This window comes from Streptomyces sp. NBC_00078 (assembly GCF_026343335.1).
Taxonomy (GTDB): domain Bacteria; phylum Actinomycetota; class Actinomycetes; order Streptomycetales; family Streptomycetaceae; genus Streptomyces.
The window spans coordinates 5,221,260-5,239,000 of record NZ_JAPELX010000001.1 but is presented as its reverse complement, the minus strand read 5'-3'; the positions used below and the strand labels follow the sequence as shown (position 1 = coordinate 5,239,000).

At 72.3% G+C, this 17,741-nt stretch carries 16 protein-coding genes; 4 read left to right on the top strand and 12 right to left on the bottom strand.

From position 1 onward, the window contains the following. Positions 1-8: 8 nt before the first annotated feature. From OOK07_RS24480 to OOK07_RS24455, 6 genes are all read right to left on the bottom strand, one after another. Positions 9-668 (bottom strand): hypothetical protein, encoded by a 660-nt coding sequence (locus OOK07_RS24480; protein WP_266802017.1) that lies wholly within the window; start codon positions 666-668, stop codon positions 9-11. A 129-nt stretch (positions 669-797) separates the two neighbouring features. Further along, positions 798-1,595, bottom strand: coding sequence for a type III pantothenate kinase (locus OOK07_RS24475; RefSeq protein ID WP_266519009.1), 798 nt, complete (start codon positions 1,593-1,595; stop codon positions 798-800). Positions 1,596-1,604: 9 nt separating this feature from the next. Beyond that, positions 1,605-2,582, bottom strand: a complete 978-nt coding sequence (gene nadC, locus OOK07_RS24470; protein WP_266798506.1) for a carboxylating nicotinate-nucleotide diphosphorylase — start codon at positions 2,580-2,582, stop codon at positions 1,605-1,607. A gap of 5 nt (positions 2,583-2,587) precedes the next feature. Beyond that, positions 2,588-4,318, bottom strand: coding sequence for an L-aspartate oxidase (locus tag OOK07_RS24465; protein ID WP_266798504.1), 1,731 nt, complete (start codon positions 4,316-4,318; stop codon positions 2,588-2,590). Then, on the bottom strand, positions 4,315-5,316 hold the full coding sequence (panC, locus tag OOK07_RS24460) for a pantoate--beta-alanine ligase (RefSeq protein ID WP_266798502.1): 1,002 nt from the start codon (positions 5,314-5,316) through the stop codon (positions 4,315-4,317). Before panC ends, OOK07_RS24465 begins: the two co-directional genes overlap by 4 nt. Next, positions 5,313-6,251 carry a Rossmann-like and DUF2520 domain-containing protein gene (locus OOK07_RS24455; protein ID WP_266682895.1) on the bottom strand — a complete coding sequence of 313 codons (939 nt, stop codon included), beginning with the start codon at positions 6,249-6,251 and terminating at the stop codon, positions 5,313-5,315. Before OOK07_RS24455 ends, panC begins: the two co-directional genes overlap by 4 nt. A gap of 185 nt (positions 6,252-6,436) precedes the next feature. On the opposite strand from OOK07_RS24455, the gene OOK07_RS24450 reads away from it, so the two are divergent. Then, positions 6,437-7,657, top strand: a complete 1,221-nt coding sequence (locus OOK07_RS24450; RefSeq protein WP_266798500.1) for a threonine aldolase family protein — start codon at positions 6,437-6,439, stop codon at positions 7,655-7,657. Positions 7,658-7,930: 273 nt separating this feature from the next. Here the strand turns inward: OOK07_RS24450 and OOK07_RS24445 are convergent, their stop codons facing one another. From OOK07_RS24445 to OOK07_RS24435, 3 genes are all read right to left on the bottom strand, one after another. Further along, entirely contained in the window at positions 7,931-8,563 is a 633-nt protein-coding gene (locus OOK07_RS24445) for an AAA family ATPase (RefSeq protein ID WP_266798498.1), read from the bottom strand. 48 nt (positions 8,564-8,611) lie between these two features. Continuing rightward, a complete protein-coding gene (locus OOK07_RS24440; RefSeq protein WP_266798496.1) occupies positions 8,612-9,283 on the bottom strand; it encodes a response regulator in 672 nt (223 codons plus the stop codon). A gap of 73 nt (positions 9,284-9,356) precedes the next feature. After that, entirely contained in the window at positions 9,357-10,559 is a 1,203-nt protein-coding gene (locus tag OOK07_RS24435) for a sensor histidine kinase (protein ID WP_266798494.1), read from the bottom strand. Positions 10,560-10,677: 118 nt separating this feature from the next. Between OOK07_RS24435 and OOK07_RS24430 the strand changes: the two genes are divergently transcribed. After that, positions 10,678-11,736 carry an SAM-dependent methyltransferase gene (locus OOK07_RS24430; RefSeq protein ID WP_266798492.1) on the top strand — a complete coding sequence of 353 codons (1,059 nt, stop codon included), beginning with the start codon at positions 10,678-10,680 and terminating at the stop codon, positions 11,734-11,736. Between the two features lie 3 nt (positions 11,737-11,739). On the opposite strand, the gene OOK07_RS24425 is transcribed toward OOK07_RS24430, so the two are convergent. After that, the gene (locus OOK07_RS24425) at positions 11,740-12,891 is read right to left on the bottom strand and encodes an NADH-quinone oxidoreductase subunit D (protein WP_266798490.1); all 1,152 of its coding nucleotides are present in this window, start codon (positions 12,889-12,891) and stop codon (positions 11,740-11,742) included. A 31-nt stretch (positions 12,892-12,922) separates the two neighbouring features. On the opposite strand from OOK07_RS24425, the gene OOK07_RS24420 reads away from it, so the two are divergent. Together OOK07_RS24420 and OOK07_RS24415 are read left to right on the top strand one after the other, a co-directional pair. Then, positions 12,923-13,435, top strand: a complete 513-nt coding sequence (locus OOK07_RS24420; protein ID WP_266798488.1) for a PH domain-containing protein — start codon at positions 12,923-12,925, stop codon at positions 13,433-13,435. Beyond that, positions 13,432-14,769, top strand: a complete 1,338-nt coding sequence (locus tag OOK07_RS24415; protein WP_266798486.1) for a PH domain-containing protein — start codon at positions 13,432-13,434, stop codon at positions 14,767-14,769. Before OOK07_RS24420 ends, OOK07_RS24415 begins: the two co-directional genes overlap by 4 nt. A 3-nt stretch (positions 14,770-14,772) precedes the next feature. Here OOK07_RS24415 and OOK07_RS24410 read toward each other — a convergent pair whose 3' ends face one another. After that, positions 14,773-16,302 carry a hypothetical protein gene (locus OOK07_RS24410; RefSeq protein WP_266798484.1) on the bottom strand — a complete coding sequence of 510 codons (1,530 nt, stop codon included), beginning with the start codon at positions 16,300-16,302 and terminating at the stop codon, positions 14,773-14,775. A gap of 135 nt (positions 16,303-16,437) precedes the next feature. Further along, on the bottom strand, positions 16,438-17,565 hold the full coding sequence (locus tag OOK07_RS24405) for an alpha/beta hydrolase (RefSeq protein WP_266798482.1): 1,128 nt from the start codon (positions 17,563-17,565) through the stop codon (positions 16,438-16,440). Between the last annotated feature and the right edge of the window lie 176 nt (positions 17,566-17,741).

Sequence of the window (17,741 nt, the reverse complement as noted above, 5' to 3'; positions counted from 1 at the left end):
CGGGCGTCTCAGCCCGCGGCGAGGTGACGGGGCGGGTTGGAGCCGGACGGCGGGGCCGGTTTGCGGCGGGGGAAGACCTCGCCCGGGGTCGGGATGGGGCGGCCGGGTTTCGGGGCGGCAGGGGCGGGGGCCGGCTTGGGGGCGGCAGGCTTCTGGGCGGGCTGCTTCTCCGGCTTCCTGGCGGGATCCCGCTCGGCGCCCCGGGGGGAGTCCGCCACGATGCCGCCCAGGCCGCCGGGAAGGGCCGTGAGGCCGCTGCGGGCGGCGGGGACGGTCGGGACGGCCGTGCGGGTCGTCCCGCGCGCGAGACGGGCACGCAGGTCCTGCTCCGCGAGCATCCGGCAGCGGCCGAGGAGGACGGAGGCGGCCGGGTTGCCGCGCAGGGTGCGGAGGGCGGCGAGGTCGTCGGGTTCCGGGCGGTATCCGGCCGCCAGCGCCTCCTCCAGGAGTACGAGATAGCCGGCGGTGGTGCCGGGCAGAGCGTCGCGGTAGCGCGCGAGGTCGGCCACCAGGAAGGCGCGCAGCCGGGCACTCTCACGCATCGCCTCGTCGAGGGACTCGGCCAGGCGGAGGCAGTCCTGGACGTCCCCGGCGGGAGTGGGGCCGGGCTGGAGGGCGAGGGCGAGAGCGCGGCGGAGCACACGCAGCTCCTCCGCGCCGAACGCCATGCCGCCGCGGGATCCGTATGGCGTGGGCATGCGGCGACGATACGCGCTAATCGGACAAATTCGACATATTTCAACAAGGGGGGCGGGTGTGGCGCGACCGAGCCACCCGGTTGCGCCACGGGGCCGCTCTCACATGCGCGACACATTCCGCTCGTACACGAGCCGCAGCCCGACCAGGGTCAGCCAGGGCTCGTGCTCGTCGATCACCGACGACTCCCCGAGGACCATCGGCGCCAGTCCGCCGGTCGCGATCACCGTCACCTCGTCCGGATCGGCGGCCAGTTCCCGCGCCATGCGGCCCACGACCCCGTCGACCTGCCCGGCGAACCCGTAGATGATGCCGGACTGCATCGCCTCGACGGTGTTCTTCCCGATCACACTCCTCGGCCGCGCGACCTCGATCTTCCGCAGCTGCGCACCCCGCACGCCCAGCGCCTCGACGGAGATCTCGATGCCCGGCGCGATGACCCCGCCGACGTACTCCCCGCGCGCGGAGACCGCGTCGAACGTCGTCGCCGTACCGAAGTCCACGACGATCGCCGGCCCCCCGTACAGCTCGACCGCCGCCACCGCGTTGATGATGCGGTCGGCGCCGACCTCCTTGGGGTTGTCGGTGAGGATCGGCACGCCCGTCTTCACGCCCGGCTCCACCAGCACCGCGGGCACGTCGCCGTAGTACCGGCGCGTCACCTCACGCAGCTCGTGCAGCACGGACGGCACGGTCGCGCAGATCGCGATCCCGTCGATGCCGTCACCCAGCTCGTCGCCGAGCAGCGGGTGCATGCCCATCAGGCCCTGCAGCAGCACCGCCAGCTCGTCCGCCGTGCGGCGCGCGTCCGTGGAGATGCGCCAGTGCTCGACGATGTCGTCCCCGTCGAACAGGCCCAGGACGGTGTGCGTGTTCCCTACGTCGATCGTCAGCAGCATGGCCGGTACCTACTCCGCCGCTCGCAGGTCGAGACCGATGTCGAGGATCGGCGAGGAGTGGGTCAGGGCGCCTACGGCGAGGTAGTCCACGCCGGTGTCGGCGTACGTCTCCGCGTTGGCCAGGGTGAGCCGGCCCGACGCCTCCAGGGCGGCGCGGCCGTGCACCAGGGCCACCGCCTCCTCGCACTCGCCGGGCGTGAAGTTGTCCAGCAGGATCAGGTCGGCGCCCGCGTCGACGACCTCGCGCAGCTGGTGCAGGGTGTCGACCTCGACCTCGATCGGCACCTCCGGGAAGGCCTCCCGTACGGCCTTGAAGGCCTGCGCGACGCCGCCCGCTGCGACGACGTGGTTGTCCTTGACGAGTGCCGCGTCCGAGAGCGACATCCGGTGGTTGACGCCGCCGCCGCACCGTACGGCGAACTTCTCCAGCGACCTGAGCCCCGGAGTCGTCTTGCGGGTGTCGCGGACCTTCGTCTTGGTGCTTTCCAGGGCGTCCGCCCACGCGCGCGTGGCGGTCGCGATGCCGGACAGCCGGCACAGGAGGTTGAGCGCGCTGCGCTCGGCGGTGAGCAGGTCACGCGTGCGCGTGGTGACCGACAGGAGCTTCTGCCCGGCCTCCACCCGGTCGCCGTCCTCCACGTGCCGCTCGACCTCGAACTCGTCCGTGCAGACCACCGAGATCACCGCTTCGGCGACCCTGAGGCCCGCCACGACGCCCGCCTCGCGCGCGGTGAAGTCGGCGGTGGCGACGGCCTCTTCGGGGATGGTCGCGACGGTCGTCACGTCCACGCCGTGGTCGAGGTCCTCCTGGATGGCGACGTTGGCGATGTCCTCGACCTCCACGGGGTCGAGTCCGGCGTCGGCCAGGAGCTGCGCGAGCGCGGGGTCGAGCCCGCACTCCAGATATTCCGCGTCGGTGTCGGCGCCACAGGCGCAGCCGTCGCCGCAGCCGCCGTTCGGCGCGAGGGGGAGGTCGGGGGTGGTCACTTCTGTCACTGCTCCTGGGGACGGTGCGCAGGCTGGGGCTGCCGGGTCGGGGGGAAGTCTGCGGTATCGGTGGTGTGTACGGCGAGCGTGCGGTCCGGATTCAGCCGTACGACGATGTGGCGGCGCCATGCCGCGTCGTCGCGGTGGGCACGGTCCTCGCGCCAGTGGCAGCCGCGCGTCTCCTCGCGCATCCGGGCGGCGGCGACCAGGACACGGGCCACGCACAGGAGGTTGGTGGCCTCCCAGGTGTCGACGCCGGGCTCGGACGTCTTGCCGTTCTCGGTCAGGGCGTCGCGGGCTTCGGCGTGCAGCTGCTGGAGCTGTCCGGCGGCCTTGGCGAGGGAGTCGGCGGAGCGCAGTACGCCCGCGCCGTCGGCCATGATGCGCTGGATCGCGAACCGGTCCTCGGGGGCGAGCAGCGGATGCGCGGGCACCTCGGGGAGCTCGACCGGCTCGGGCACGCGCGCGTGGAGGCCGTTGCCCGCGTACGTCGCCGCGATGTCGGCGGCGATGCGCTCGGCGTAGACGAGGCCCTCCAGGAGGGAGTTGGAGGCGAGCCGGTTCGCGCCGTGTACGCCGGTGCAGGCGACCTCTCCGCAGGCGTACAGGCCCGGGACGGTCGTACGGCCCCGGGAGTCGGCGCGGACGCCGCCGGAGGCGTAGTGGGCGGCCGGGGCGATCGGGATGGGCTCGGTGACCGGGTCGATGCCGTGGGCGCGGCACGCGGCGAGGATCGTCGGGAAGCGGTGCTCCCACATCTCGGCGCCGAAGTGCCGGGCGTCGAGGAACATGTGCTCGGCGTCCCGCTCCTGCATGCGGCGCATGATGCCCTTGGTGACGATGTCCCGGGGAGCCAGCTCGGCCAGCTCGTGCTGCCCGACCATGAAGCGCACGCCGTCGGCGTCGACCAGGTGGGCGCCCTCACCGCGTACGGCCTCGGAGACCAGGGGCTGCTGGCCCTCCGCGTCCGGACCGAGGAACAGCACGGTCGGGTGGAACTGCACGAACTCGAGGTCGGAGACCTCCGCGCCCGCGCGCAGGGCGAGCGCCACTCCGTCGCCGGTGGACACCGACGGGTTGGTGGTCGCCGAGTACACCTGGCCCATGCCGCCCGTCGCGAGGACCACCGCGGGGGCGTGCACGGCGCCGACTCCGTCGTGCTGGCCCTCGCCCATGACGTGCAGGCTCACGCCCGCCGTGCGGCCGTCGGCGTCCGTCAGGAGGTCCAGCACGAGGGCGTTCTCGATCGTGCGCACACCACGCGCGTGTGCCGCCTCGACCAGTGCCCGGGAGATCTCCGCGCCGGTCGCGTCGCCGCCGGCGTGCGCGATGCGCCGGCGGTGGTGGCCGCCCTCACGGGTGAGCTGCAGGTCGCCCTCTTCGGACTCGTCGAAGTGCGCGCCGGTGGCGATGAGCCGCCGCACGGCGTCCGGGCCCTCCGTGACGAGGATCCGTACGGCCTCCTCGTCGCACAGGCCCACACCGGCCACCAGGGTGTCGTCCTGGTGCTGTTGCGGGGTGTCGCCCTCGCCGAGGGCCGCGGCGATGCCGCCCTGCGCCCAGCGGGTGGAGCCGTCGTCGAGGCGGGCCTTGGTGACGACGACGGTGCGCAGACCGGCTGCCTCGCAGCGCAGGGCCGCGGTGAGTCCGGCGACGCCCGAGCCGACGACCACGACGTCCGCGGCGATGGACCACCCGGGCGCGGGCGCGTGCAGTCGTATGCCTGTGCTGGTCACGAGGCGGCTCCGAAGGTTCCGAAAACGAGTGGGATGTTGTCGATCAGCCGGGTCGTCCCGACCCGGGCGGCGATGGCGAGGACGGCCTCGCCATCGAAGTCGTCCTCGATCTCGGTGAAGTCGGACGGGTCGACGAGGGCCAGGTAGTCCAGTTCGAGCGGCGGAGAAAGCCGCGCGGCGTCGTCGAGGACCAGCCGGGCGGCCGCGCGGACGGCCGACGGGGCGCCCGGGAGCGCCTTGGCGACGGCGTGCGCGTCGGCGGCCGCGCGGGACTCGCCTATGGCGCTGAGCGCCTCGGCACGCGCGTGCGTGGCGGGCACTTCGCGGGCTCGCGCACGCAGCGCCTCCTGGGCGGCATGCCGGTCGCTGCCCGCGAACAGAGCGCGGGACAGGCTGAGCGCGGTGCGCCGCTGCTCCGGCGAGAGGTAGCGGTTGCGGCTGGAAAGGGCGAGGCCGTCGTCCTCGCGCACGGTGGGTACGCCGACGATCTCGATGCCGAAGTTCAGGTCCCGCACCATGCGGCGGATCAGGGCGAGCTGCTGCGCGTCCTTCTGGCCGTACAGGGCGACGTCGGCGCGGGTGAGGTGCAGCAGCTTGGCGACGACGGTGAGCATGCCGTCGAAGTGGCCGGGGCGCGAGGAGCCCTCCAGCCGCTCCCCCATGGGGCCCGCGCTGATGCGGACCTGGGGCTCGCCGCCCGGGTAGACCTCGTCCACGGAAGGGGCGAACACGACGTCCGCGCCGGACAGTCCGGCCAGCTTGACGTCGGCGTCCAGGGTGCGCGGGTAGCGGTCGAGGTCCTCGCCCGCGCCGAACTGGAGAGGGTTCACGAAGACGGTGACGACGACCTCGCCGTCACTCCCGGCGATCTCGCGCGCGGTGCGGACGAGGGTGGCGTGGCCCTCGTGCAGGGCGCCCATGGTCATCACCACGGCGCGGCGGCCGGTACGCGTGCGTGCGTGCAGTTCGTCGGCGGTGCGCAGCAGGGTGGTGGTCATCGGGCGTCTCCCTCGGTCCCGTCGGTCCCGCCGGTCCCCTCGGCGAGCACCCCGAGGAGGTCCTCGGCCAGCTCCGGCTTGAGCAGCCCGTGGGCGAGCGCCCGGTCGGCGGTGGCCCGCGCCATCGCCAGGTAACCGGCGACGGTCTGCGGGGCGTGCCTGCGCAGCTCGGCGACGTGTGCGGCGACCGTGCCGGCGTCCCCGCGCGCGACAGGGCCGGTCAGGGCCGCGTCGCCGGAGCGCAGGGCGTTGTCGAGGGCGGCGCCGAGCAGCGGGCCGAGCATCCGGTCGGGGGCCGCGACGCCGGCCTCGCGCAGCAGCTCCATGGACTGGGCGACCAGTGTCACCAGGTGGTTCGCGCCCAGCGCGAGCGCCGCGTGGTACAGCGGGCGCATCTCCTCGGCGATCCACTCCGGTTCGCCGCCCATCTCGATGACCAGGGCCTCGGCGGCCAGCCGCAGCTCCTCGCGGGCGGTGACGCCGAACGAGCAGCCCGCCAGGCGCTGGACGTCCACGGGCGTGCCCGTGAAGGTCATCGCGGGGTGCAGGGCCAGCGGGAGCGCGCCCGCGCGCAGTGCGGGGTCCAGGACCTTCGCGCCGTAGCGCCCGGAGGTGTGCACGAGCAGCTGTCCAGGTCGGACGGCCCCGGTCTCCGCAAGGCCTTCGACCAGGCCGGGCAGTGTGTCGTCCGGGACGGTCAGCAGGACCAGTTCGGCGCGCTGCAGGACCTCGGCGGGCGCCACGAGCGGCACATCGGGGAGCATCTCCGCGGCACGCTTCCGGGAGGCGTCGGAGACTCCGGAGACGGCCACCGGGCGGTGCCCGGCGAGTTGCAGGGACGCGGCGAGTGCGGGGCCGACCCGGCCGGCGCCGACCACACCGACGGTGAGCCGCGCGGGACGGTCCCTGGGGTCTGGCTGTTGGCTTGTACTCACGCGACGGCGGCCTTCCCGTTCCAGTCCGCTCCGGGTACCGGACGATTTCTCGTCATGTTAACGCGATCGGTTCCACGAGCGTCCGGTTGTCCACAGGCTGTGGGTTTCCACACGTCGGCGGCGGAGGGGAAACCCTGTGGAAAACCGCGTGCCCGCACGGACCGCCGCCAGGCATGATCCGGGCCATGAGTGATGCGCCGGAGCAGGTCGAGCAGATGTCCGAGGAAGAGCGGCTCAAGCGGCGCCGGGAGAGGCGTATCAGCGCGCACCGGAGCGCGGAGCGCGTGTTCGGCCGCCCCGGCTTCCTGAACACGCTCCGGGAGCGCCTGGAGCTCCTCGACGGGCTGGACGACGTGTACGACCTCGACGAGCTGTCGGACATCTACGGCGACGGCGTGGTCGAGGCCTTGGAGACGAAGACCGCCGGGCTGCTCGGCATGGAGGCCGCCGCGTTCTTCCCGACGGGCACGATGGCCCAGCAGGTGGCGCTGCGCTGCTGGGCGGGCCGCACCGGCAGCCCCACGGTCGCCCTGCACGCACTGGCCCACCCCGAGGTGCACGAGCGGAACGCGCTCAGCCAGGTCAGCGGCCTGCGCCCGGTCCGCGTGACGAGCGAGCCGCGGCTCCCCACCGCGGACGAGGTGCGTGACTTCGAGGAGCCCTTCGGGACGCTGATGCTCGAACTGCCGCTCAGGGACGCCGGTTTCGTGCTGCCCTCCTGGGAGGAACTCACCGAAGTCGTGGACGCGGCGCACGAGCGCGACGCGGTGGTGCACTTCGACGGCGCGCGCCTGTGGGAGTCCACCGTCCACTTCGGCCGCCCTCTGGCCGAGATCGCGGGCCTGGCGGACAGCGTGTACGTGTCGTTCTACAAGTCCCTGGGCGGCTACGGCGGCGCCGTGCTCGCCGGCCCGAAGACGCTGATCGAAGAGGCGAAGGTCTGGCAGCACCGGTACGGGGGCCGGCTCTTCCAGCAGTTCCCGACGGTTCTGTCGGCCCTCGCCGGCCTGGAGCGGGAGCTGCCCCGGCTGCCCGAGTACGTCGCCCACGCGCGCGTGGTGGCCGGCGCGCTGCGCGAGGGGTTCGCGGCGGCGGGGCTCCCGTGGACGCGCGTCCACCCCGAGGTGCCGCACACCAACGAGTTCCAGGTCTGGCTCCCGTACGACGTCGACGTCCTCTCGGAGGCCGCGATCCGGCAGGGCGAGGAGACGAAGACGCTCCTGTTCGCCGACGCCTGGGAGGAGAAAGGCCCGGGAGTTGCCCTCACCGAGGTGAACATCCGCGCCGCGGCCCTGGAGTGGACGCCCGACGACGTGAAGTCGGCGGTCGCGGAATTCGTGTCCCGCCTCACCGAGGAGGCCGGCAAGGCGGGGACAGGCGGCCCGGCAGGGGCGGCCAGCCAGTAGGCGCCGTCGCAGACGCAGCCACCGGCCCGGGGCCTGCCGTATCCGTCCGCGGGCCGAACGCCCGGCGACGACCGCGCGGAAGCCCCGGTGGTCGCGCCACTCCCGCACGACCTGTGGGTCTCCTGGTCACCACCCGCCGCCGCGGACGGTGCGTCCCGCACCAGCTGGACGTCACGGTGGTGGCCCGGCTGGGCAGCGACTTCCTGGACGGGATCCTCCGCCAGAGCAGGTCCGCTGGAGCAGGTCCGCTGGAGACCGCCCTCGAAACGCCCGTCAGTCGAAGCGGATGTGCCTGATCCCGACCCGCATCTGCCTCAGCCGTGTCCGCAGTGCGCCTTCGTTGTTCGGCCGCAGCCGCAGCCCCGCGAGCACGGCGATGCGGTCCGCCGTCTTCGGCACGGTCGTGTGGTCCGTCCACAGGTGCTCGGCGAACTCCGGCTCCTGCAGCCGTTCCAGGCAGTGGTCGAGCTGCTGCACGGCCCAGGTCTCCCTGCCCAGGCCGGAGTTCTTCCCGCTGACGTACTGGAGGAGGTGCCCGAAGCCGCGTTCGCGCAGCCGCTTGAGGACGGTGTCGCGCTGCGCGAGGAGTGTGAAGTGGCGGACGTCGTGGCCTAGTTCGTGCAGCCTGCCCACGGTTTCCCCGAAGTAGCCCGAGTCCGTGACCGTCATGGGCGCGATCACGACTCCGTCATGCCGGGTGAGGGCGAGGTCGAGCACCTCGACGACGCCCCGCCGCCAGGAGGCCAGGTCCTGGAAGTCGGCGCGCAGTTCGGGCGGCAGCATCCGGCGCAGTCCGAAGCCGGCGTGCTCGGGATCGCAGACGACGCTGCCGGGCAGGCGCCGCTGGATCTCGTGCGCGGTCTGTGTCTTGCCACCACCGAAGGGGCCGTTGATCCACAGGAGCATGCGCAGACCCTAGTGGGCGGCGGTTACGCGGGACGACGTCCCGGCGGATCAGCCGTGCCCGCCCGCGCGCACCAGCCCGGTCTCGTACGCCAGGACCACCACCTGCACCCGGTCGCGCAGTCCCACCTTGGTGAGGATGCGGCCGACGTGGGTCTTCACCGTCGCCTCGGACAGCACGAGCCGGGCCGCGATCTCGCCGTTCGACAGGCCCTGCGCGACCAGGATCATGACCTCGCGCTCGCGCTCGGTGAGCCGCTCCAGCTCCTTGTGCCGGGGCTCCTGGACGGCGCTCGGCAGCATCGGCGCGAACCGGTCGAGGAGCCGGCGTGTGGTCGAGGGCGCCACCACCGCGTCCCCGCTGTGTACGGCACGGATGGCGGCGAGAAGCTCGCCCGGCGGCACGTCCTTGAGCATGAAGCCGGAGGCGCCCGCCTTCAGTCCCGAGAAGGCGTACTCGTCGAGGTCGAACGTGGTCAGGATCAGCACCTTCGGCGGCTCGGGCTCCGAGCAGATGCGCCGGGTGGTCTCCACGCCGTCGAGCTTCGGCATGCGCACGTCCATCAGGACGACGTCGACGGCCGTCGAGCGCAGCACCTGAAGGGCCTCGACGCCGTCCCCCGCCTCCGCGACGACCTCCATGTCCGGCTGGGCGGCGAGCACCATCCGGAACCCGGTGCGCAGCAGCACCTGGTCGTCGACGAGCATCACGCGGATCGCCATCGGGGCCTCTTCCGTTCTCTTCCGACTGTGCGGGGCAGGTCGTTACAGGTGTCAGCACGGGACGTACACCACGTCAGTGTGCGGGTTTCAGCGGCAGCAGCGCGCTGATGCGGAATCCACCGCCGGGGCGCGGGCCGGCGTCCAGGGTGCCGCCGACCATACCGACCCGTTCGCGCATGCCGATCAGTCCGTGGCCCTGCCCGTCGGCGCCGCCCTCCTCGTACAGCTCGTGCGGGGCGCCCTTGCCGTCGTCCTCGACGAGCAGGCCGAGACCGTCGTCGAAGTAGACCAGGCGCACGCTCGCGCCCGTGTTGGGCCCGCCGTGCTTGCGGGTGTTGGTGAGCGCCTCCTGCACGATGCGGTACGCGGTGAGCTCGACGCCGCTGGGCAGCGGGCGCGGGGTGCCCTCGACCTTGAAGTCGACGGGCAGACCGGAGGTGCGGCACTGCTCGACCAGGTCGTCGATCTGCTCGACGTCGGGCTGCGGGACGTACTCGCCGACCTCCTTGTGCTCGCCGGTGCGCAGCACGCCCAGCAGGCGGCGCATCTCGGCGAGGGCCTGGCGGCCGGTGGAGGAGATGGTCTCCAGGGCCTTCTTCGCCTGGTCGGGGGCGGCGTCCAGGACGTAGGCGGCGCCGTCCGCCTGCACCACCATCACCGACACGTTGTGCGCGACCACGTCGTGCAACTCGCGCGCGATGCGGGCGCGTTCGGCGGCGACCGCGACCTTGGCCTGCGCCTCGCGCTCCTTCTCCAGCCGGGCGGCCCGCTCCTCCAGCTGCGCGAAGTAGGCGCGCCGGGTGCGGATGGAGTCGCCGAGCACCCAGGCGAGCGCGAAGGGCACGGTCATGAAGACCATGGCCGCAAGGTTGCCCAGGCCGCTGGAGTGCTCGTTCGGCCAGCGCAGTTGAGCCATGGGTGCCGCGCACAGGCCCACGGCGAGCGCGAGCCACGAGGCCCAGCGGGCTCCCGTCGCGGCCACCGTGTAGACGATCACCAGCATGGCGAAGTCCGCGGCCGTCGTCTCGACGTTCAGTGCCACCTGCGCCAGGCCGAGCCCGATCGTCAGCAGCAGCATCTTCTCCGGCATGCGGCGGCGCAGCGCGATCACGAGGCAGAGCAGGAGCACGATCGGAACGATCACTGCCGGGGAGTCCGTGCCCCGCGCGTCCCTGCGGACGACCCCGCCCACCACCGAGATCCCGAACAGGAAGACGGCCCAGAAGCTGTCGAACCCTGTCGGGTGCCTGCGGAGGAAGTCATAGAGGCGCTGCACGTAACCCAGCGTAGGGATGCGCGATGCGTGCATGGGTCAACCGGAGGACCGATCCGCACCCGGTGCGCCTACTCCCCAAGGTGGAGGCCCCGTTCTCCTGAGCGCCTAGCCTGGGCCTGTGACGGGAGAGACATCGGGCCGGTGGCAGGGCTGGCGGAGGGCGGCCGAGGCCGCCCTGTACGGGCCGGGCGGCTTCTATCGCAGGCCCGAGGGCCCGGCCGGGCACTTCCGTACGTCCGTGCATGCGTCGCCCCTCTTCGCCGAGGCGGTGGCCCGGCTGCTGTGCCGGGTCGACACGGCCCTGGACCGTCCCGCCTCGCTCGCCTTCGTCGACATGGCCGCGGGGCGGGGCGAGCTGGCCGCCGGCGTGCTGGCCGCGCTGCCCGCGGAGGTGGCGGCACGCACGCGTGCGTACGCCGTCGAGATCGCCGACCGCCCTCAGGGCCTCGACGACCGGATCGAGTGGCTCTCCGAACCGCCGCGGGGAGTCACAGGACTGCTGTTCGCCAACGAGTGGCTGGACAACGTCCCGGTGGACGTCGTCGAAGTGGATTCCGAGGGTGCGCCGCGGCGGGTGCTCGTACGAGACGACGGGACCGAGCGGCTCGGGGATCGCGTCGGCGGCACGGATACGGACACGGTTACGGAGGCGGAAGCGGAGTGGCTCGCCCGGTGGTGGCCGCTGCCGCCGGAGAAGGGGCTGCGGGCCGAGATCGGTCTCCCCAGGGACGAGGCCTGGGCGGCCGCGGTCTCCTCGCTCGACCGGGGGCTCGCGGTCGCCGTCGACTACGCGCACACCCTGGACGCGCGCCCCCCGTTCGGAACGCTCACCGGTTTCCGCGCGGGGCGCGGGACGGAGCCCGTGCCGGACGGCTCGTGCGACATCACGGCGCACGTGGCGCTGGACGCATGCGCGCTCCCCGGCGCGCGCCTGCTCTCCCAAGGTGACGCGCTGCGCGCCCTGGGCCTCTCCGGCGCACGCCCCCCACTCACGCTCGCCTCCACCGACCCCTTGGCCTACGTACGCGCCCTCGCGAGCGCCGGCGAGGCGGCCGAACTCATCGCGACGGAAGGGCTGGGCGACTTCGGCTGGCTTCTCCAGCCGGTTGGAATTCCGGACCCGCTGGACCGTCCATTCGGTCATCCACAACGCCCGGGACTCGGCGAGCGGGCCTGACGGCTACTTGTCGATGTCTCCGACCACGAAGAACAGCGATCCCAGGATCGCCACCATGTCCGCGACCAGCGTCCCCGGCAGCAGTTCCACGAGCGCCTGGATGTTGTTGTACGAGGCCGAGCGCAGCTTCAGCCGGTACGGGGTCTTCTCGCCCTTGCTGACGAGGTAGTAGCCGTTGATGCCGAGCGGGTTCTCGGTCCACGCGTACGTGTGGCCCTCGGGCGCCTTCAGGACCTTGGGGAGGCGCTGGTTGATCGGCCCGGGCGGCAGCGCGGCGAGCCGGTCGAGACAGGCGTCGGCGAGGTCGAGGGCGACGTGGGTCTGCGCCAGGAGCACCTCGAAGCGGGCGAGACAGTCGCCCTCCTGCCGGGTGACGACCTTCAGGGTGTCCTGCAGCTCGCCGTACGCGAGGTACGGCTCGTCGCGCCGCAGGTCGAAGTCGACGCCCGAGGCGCGCGCGATCGGGCCGCTCACGCCGTACGCGTGCACGGCCTCCGGCGCGAGCGCGCCGACGCCCCGGGTGCGCCCCCGGAAGATCTCGTTGCCGAGCACCAGGTCGTCGTAGACGTCCATGCGCGAGCGTACGGCGGCGACGGCGCCACGCGCACGCGCGGCCCAGCCCGCCGGCAGGTCCTCCTTCAGGCCGCCGACACGGTTGAACATGTAGTGCATACGGCCGCCGGAGACCTCCTCCATCACGTTCTGGAGGACCTCACGCTCCCGGAACGCGTAGAAGACCGGCGTGATGCCGCCGAGTTCCAGCGGGTACGAGCCCAGGAACATCAGGTGGTTGAGCACCCGGTTGAGCTCCGCCAGCAGCGTGCGCGTCCACACCGCGCGCGTGGGGACCTCCATGCCGAGCATGCGCTCCACGGCGAGGACCACGCCCAGCTCGTTCGAGAAGGCCGACAGCCAGTCGTGGCGGTTGGCGAGCATGATGATCTGGCGGTAGTCGCGCGCCTCGAAGAGCTTCTCGGCGCCGCGGTGCATGTACCCGATCACCGGCTCCGCGTGCATGATGCGCTCGCCGTCCAGCACCAGTCGCAGCCGCAGTACGCCGTGTGTGGACGGATGCTGCGGTCCGATGTTGAGCACCATGTCGGTGCTCTCCGCGGCGCCGCCGATACCGACCATGGTCTCCGTCGTGGGAGTCATGGACACAGTCTCTCCTACGTACTCTGGCGTCATGGAGACGGGGAGCCCGCTGAACACGGGGACGACGGGGGACGAATCGGCGCAGCCCGAGTGGATCGGGCTGCCGCCCGGACTGCTGCGGATGCGCCGGCTGCTGCTGGTGGTGTGGCTGGGGCTGCTGGCCCTCGCCCTGGGGCTGCTGCTCGGGCTGATCGCGGGACCCGTCTGGGCCGCCTTCGCGCTGCTGCCGCTCGCGCTGATCGCCTGGGGCTGGGTGCTGCTCGGCCGCAACTGGCGCTCGTGGCGGTACGCCGAGCGCGCCGACGACCTCCTGATCAGCCGGGGCGTGCTGTGGCGCGAGGAAACCGTCGTGCCGTACGGGCGGATGCAGCTCGTCGAGGTGACCTCGGGGCCCGTCGAGCGGCACTTCGGGCTGGCCAGCGTGCAGCTGCACACGGCTGCCGCCGCGACCGACGCGACCATCCCGGGCCTCGACCCGGCCGAGGCGGAACGGCTGCGCGACCGGCTCAGCGAACTCGGCGAGGCCCGATCGGCGGGCCTGTGACCGCGCCGGGCGTCGACGACGCCGTACGCGCGAAGGAACCCGTCACCGAACGGCGGCTGCACCCCGTGACGCCCCTGAGGCGGGCGTGGGCGCCGGTGGCCGTCGTCATCGGGTGGGCGGTGCATGACCCGGACCAGGCACAGCACCAGCTGACACGACTGACGACCACCACCCTGCTGATCGCGCTCGCCGTCCTCGTCCCGGCCGCCGCTCTCTACGGTTTCCTCACCTGGTGGTTCACGCACTTCGCGGTGACCGACGGCGAACTGCGCATCCGTACCGGCCTGTTGTTCCGGCGCACCGCCCACATCCGGCTGGAACGCATCCAGGCGGTCGACGTCACCCAGCCGCTCCTCGCGCGCGTGGCGGGCGTCGCCAAGCTGAAACTCGATGTCATAGGCGCCGACAAGAAGGACGAACTCGCCTTCCTGGGAGAGCGCGAGGCGCGTGCCCTGCGCGCGGAGCTCCTCGCGCGGGCGGCCGGTTTCGCACCCGAGACGGCGCACGAGGTCGGCGAGGCACCCGCGCGCGAACTGCTGCGCACTCCCCCGTTCGACCTCGCGATCTCCGTCGTGCTGACGGGCGCCACCTGGGGCTCCCTGGTCGCCGCCCTCGTCGTACCGCCCCTCCTGTGGCTGGCCACCCACAGCGTGTGGACCGTCCTCGCGACGGCCCTGCCGCTGCTGGGCGCGGCGGGCGCGAGCAGCGTGGGGCGGTTCGTCGGCGAGTACGACTGGACGGTGGGCGAGTCCCCGGACGGGCTGCGCATCGACCACGGGCTGCTCGACCGTACGCACGAGACGGTGCCGCCCGGCCGGGTGCAGACCGTGCGGATCGTGGAACCGCTGCTGTGGCGGCGTCGCGGATGGGTGCGGGTGGAACTGGATGTGGCCGGATCGTCCAACTCCGTGCTGGTGCCGGTCGCTCCGCGGGCGGTCGCCGAATCGGTCGTCGCGCGCGTGCTGCCCGGTGTGACCGTGCCGTCGGCCGAGGAGCTGTCACGGCCCCCTCGCCGGGCCGGACGCTGCGTACCGGTGTGGTGGCGGGGGTACGGCCTCGCCGTCTCCGGCACGGTGTTCGCCGCCCGGCACGGACTGCTGCGACGGAGCCTGGCGCTCGTCCCGCACGCGAAGGTGCAGAGCGTACGGCTCACTCAGGGACCCTGGCGGCGACTGTGGCGGCTTGCCGACGTGCATGTGGACACGGGGGCCGGCAAGACCGTGACAGCCCGGCTGCGGGGCGCCCAGGAGGCGGCGGAGTTGCTGCGGGCGCAGGCCGAGAGGTCACGGACGGGACGCAGAGACGCGCGCCCCGACCGCTGGATGGCGCCGTAGACGTCAGGAAGCCGCGCTGCGCAGTCCCTGCAGGTCGATCTGCTCGGTCTCGTCATGGGCCGTCAGGTCGATCACCTGGCCCACCGCACGCGCTTTCTCGTCGGCCGGCCTGAACTCCGACTCGGCCTCGGCCTTGTGCAGGGCGAGCGCCTCCTGGCCGACCACATCGGCGAGGTCCTCGTTCTGCACCGCCTCCAGGGCGTCCCCGGTCTGCTCCGCCTTCGTACCGAAGAAGTCGAACCCGCCCTCGACCGCCGGGCGCCGCACGGGCGCGGCGGGCACGACCGCCACCGCGGTCGGCTCGACGAAGTGACCGGCGGGCCGGCGTACGGGCCTGCCCGCAGGGGCGTACCCGGCCGAAGTGGCGGCGGCCGCGTGCTCATGCCCGTCGACCGCCTCGGGCTGCCCCTGCGCCTCGTCCTCCTGCGTCGCGGCCTCCGTGCCTGCGCCGGCGGCGGCACCGGTGGCGCTGGGCGCCGTTCCGGTCGCCGTGGCCGCCTCGGTCGCGGCGGAACCGGCCTTCGCCTGCACCGGCTCGCGCTTTCGGGAGGCGTGGCCCTTGGTGGGGCCGTCGCCCTTCGGAGAACCGTCGTCGTCGGGCGAGGAGTCGTCCTTCGCTGCGCTCTGGCTCTTCGGGGAGCCGTCCTGCGACAGCTCGTCCCCCGACAGCTCGTCCGCCGGCGACTCGCTCTCCAGAGCAACGTCGTCCGGAGCAGCGTCGTCCCGAGCAGCGCCCTCGGGGAAAGCTTCCTCCAGGGAGGCGTCCATGGCCGGGGTGTCCGCCGCGGAGCCGTCCTCCGGGGAACCCTCATCGTCCTCGTCGAACCGCTTGAGTGCCGCCTTGGCCCGCAGGAACAGCTGGGAACCCGCCGGAGAGAAGACCGCGGGATCCTCCGGCGTCTCGTCGGCCTGCTTCGCGCCGTCCGCGGCGTCCGAGTCGTCCACGGTGTCGGTGTCGGTGTCGGTGTCGGTGTCGGTGTCGACCGAGGCAGCCACAGCCTCGGTCTCCTCCGCGAGTTCCGTCTCCGCGAGGGCCTCGTCCACCGGCACGGGCGGCAGCGCGCGAGCCTCCGGCACCCCGGCCTCTATCTCGAGCAGCCGGCGGCCCTCCAGGGCACTCGCGCGCTCGGTCTCCGCGGTGGCGTACCGCCGCAGCAGCGCCGCGTGTTCGTTGCGCAGCCCCGCCAGCTCGGCGCGCTTGGCCCGCAGTCGCTGCTCGAGCTTGGCGCGCAGCTCGCGCGACTCCTCGAGGTCGGTCTCCAGTTCGGCGACCCGCTCCTCGTGCCGCCACTCGTCGCTCGCACGCGCGCGCGTAAGGTCGGCGACCTGTTTGCCGGCCTGGGTGTCCCAGCGGCGCATGACGGCCGCGCCCACGACCGCCGTCGCCGCGGCGAGCGCGGCGATGACGCGGAGCACGGGCTGCTGTGTGAACACCCAGGGGCCGAAGGCGCAGACGAAGGAGACACCTGCGATCGCCGACGGTGGCAGCAGCCTGTGCAAGGGCGGGGAATGGCGGTGACGTCCACGTGGCATGGCCAGAAACTTACCGCGAGTAGGCGAGCCTTGGTGCCCCGCCCCGTAAAAACGCAGCCATCCCGAAACGTTCACGACGCATCAGGAATTGGCGTTCCCCGAATTCAGCAAGATCATCATCAGCCGTAACCCCGGTCACCGGTCGCTCAGCCGACCGCTGATCCACTGCAGCGTCGGCGGAATCTCCCGCCGCCAGGTGTTGAAGTTGTGCCCGCCGCTTTCGAGGATGATCGACGAGATCCGTGTCAGCTTGGTGGCCTGCACACTCTCTATGAACTTCAGAGTGGACTTGTAGTTGGATTCCCCGATCCTGCTGCTGGTGACGAGCAGTGAAGTGTCGGGCGCCGGCAGGTGCTTGATGCACCACCGCAGGTCGGCGCGATTGCGCAGCGCCTCGTCGCCGCGGAAGAGATCGCCCGTGGTGGGGTCGATCGGCGCCTTGTAGTACGGCGACAGGCCCGCCCCGGCCGCGTACGACCCGGGGTGGTGCATGGCGAGCTTCAGGGCGCAGTAGCCGCCCGTGGAGTCGCCGATGATGCCCCAGCTGCCCGGTTTCCTGCCCACCCGGTAGTGCGCGCGTACGGCGTCGGGCAGATCCTTCGCGAAGAACGTCTCCGTCTGCGGACCGCCCGGGATGTCCACGCATTCCGTGTCCCGGGGCGGCGCCACCGTCGGCCGCAGCATCACAAGGATCATCGGCTGCATACGGCCGCTCTTCGCGAGCTCCTGCGCGGTGCGCGGGTAGTGCAGTTTGTCCACGAGCGCCTCAGCGGTTCCCGGATATCCCGTCAGAACCACGGCCGCGGGAAACGTACGCGTGCGGTACTGCGGCTGAAAGTACTCCGGGGGCAGGTACACGTACGCGGGAGTGGCGATTTTCGTCGTACGGCCGACGATGTCGACCTTCTGGACCTGACCGCCGATCTGCGGCCGGGAACCGCCGGCTCCACTCACGCGAGCCGTGTCGACCACTTCGAGGGGCCCGCCCGAGCCACCGAGTGCCGTGTGGTTCACAACCACGCCCTGGTCCTTCTCCTGGCCGAACAGGTCCGCCCAGCTGGCGTAGAACCCGAAGGCCTGGTTGGCGGCGAGGCCCACGGACGCGAAAAGGGCCAGCTGGGTGCCGAGGAGCAGGCCGACGCGCCCGCTGACGGCTCGCCAGTTCCGCCGCGCCAGACGCGGCCACAGCCACACCGTGCCCGCGAACAGCAACACGGCGAACGCGACTGCCAGCCACAGCACTTTGTTGCTCGTAAGACCCATGCCCTGCTTCCTGCCTGCGGTTTCCATCCGGCTCCCCTGCTCCTTCGCAAGGGCTTGTCCGGGACTTTCCTCGCCCTTTGGACCGGCTTTGAGGAGAGGCTGGAACCTCTTCCCTCAAGACACCGTCCTAGAGGGCGCAATGTCGCCGGATGCCCGAATCGGGACCGGACCCAAGA

Coding starts and splice junctions, on each gene's coding strand:
- OOK07_RS24425 (WP_266798490.1), bottom strand. CDS start 12,891: ATGACTCCCACGACGGAGACCATGGTCGGTATCGGCGGCGCCGCGGAG.
- OOK07_RS24450 (WP_266798500.1), top strand. CDS start 6,437: ATGAGTGATGCGCCGGAGCAGGTCGAGCAGATGTCCGAGGAAGAGCGG.
- OOK07_RS24480 (WP_266802017.1), bottom strand. CDS start 668: ATGGCGTTCGGCGCGGAGGAGCTGCGTGTGCTCCGCCGCGCTCTCGCC.
- OOK07_RS24410 (WP_266798484.1), bottom strand. CDS start 16,302: ATGCCACGTGGACGTCACCGCCATTCCCCGCCCTTGCACAGGCTGCTG.
- OOK07_RS24475 (WP_266519009.1), bottom strand. CDS start 1,595: ATGCTGCTGACGATCGACGTAGGGAACACGCACACCGTCCTGGGCCTG.
- panC (WP_266798502.1), bottom strand. CDS start 5,316: ATGACCACCACCCTGCTGCGCACCGCCGACGAACTGCACGCACGCACG.
- OOK07_RS24405 (WP_266798482.1), bottom strand. CDS start 17,565: ATGGGTCTTACGAGCAACAAAGTGCTGTGGCTGGCAGTCGCGTTCGCC.
- OOK07_RS24440 (WP_266798496.1), bottom strand. CDS start 9,283: ATGGCGATCCGCGTGATGCTCGTCGACGACCAGGTGCTGCTGCGCACC.
- OOK07_RS24445 (WP_266798498.1), bottom strand. CDS start 8,563: ATGCTCCTGTGGATCAACGGCCCCTTCGGTGGTGGCAAGACACAGACC.
- OOK07_RS24420 (WP_266798488.1), top strand. CDS start 12,923: ATGGAGACGGGGAGCCCGCTGAACACGGGGACGACGGGGGACGAATCG.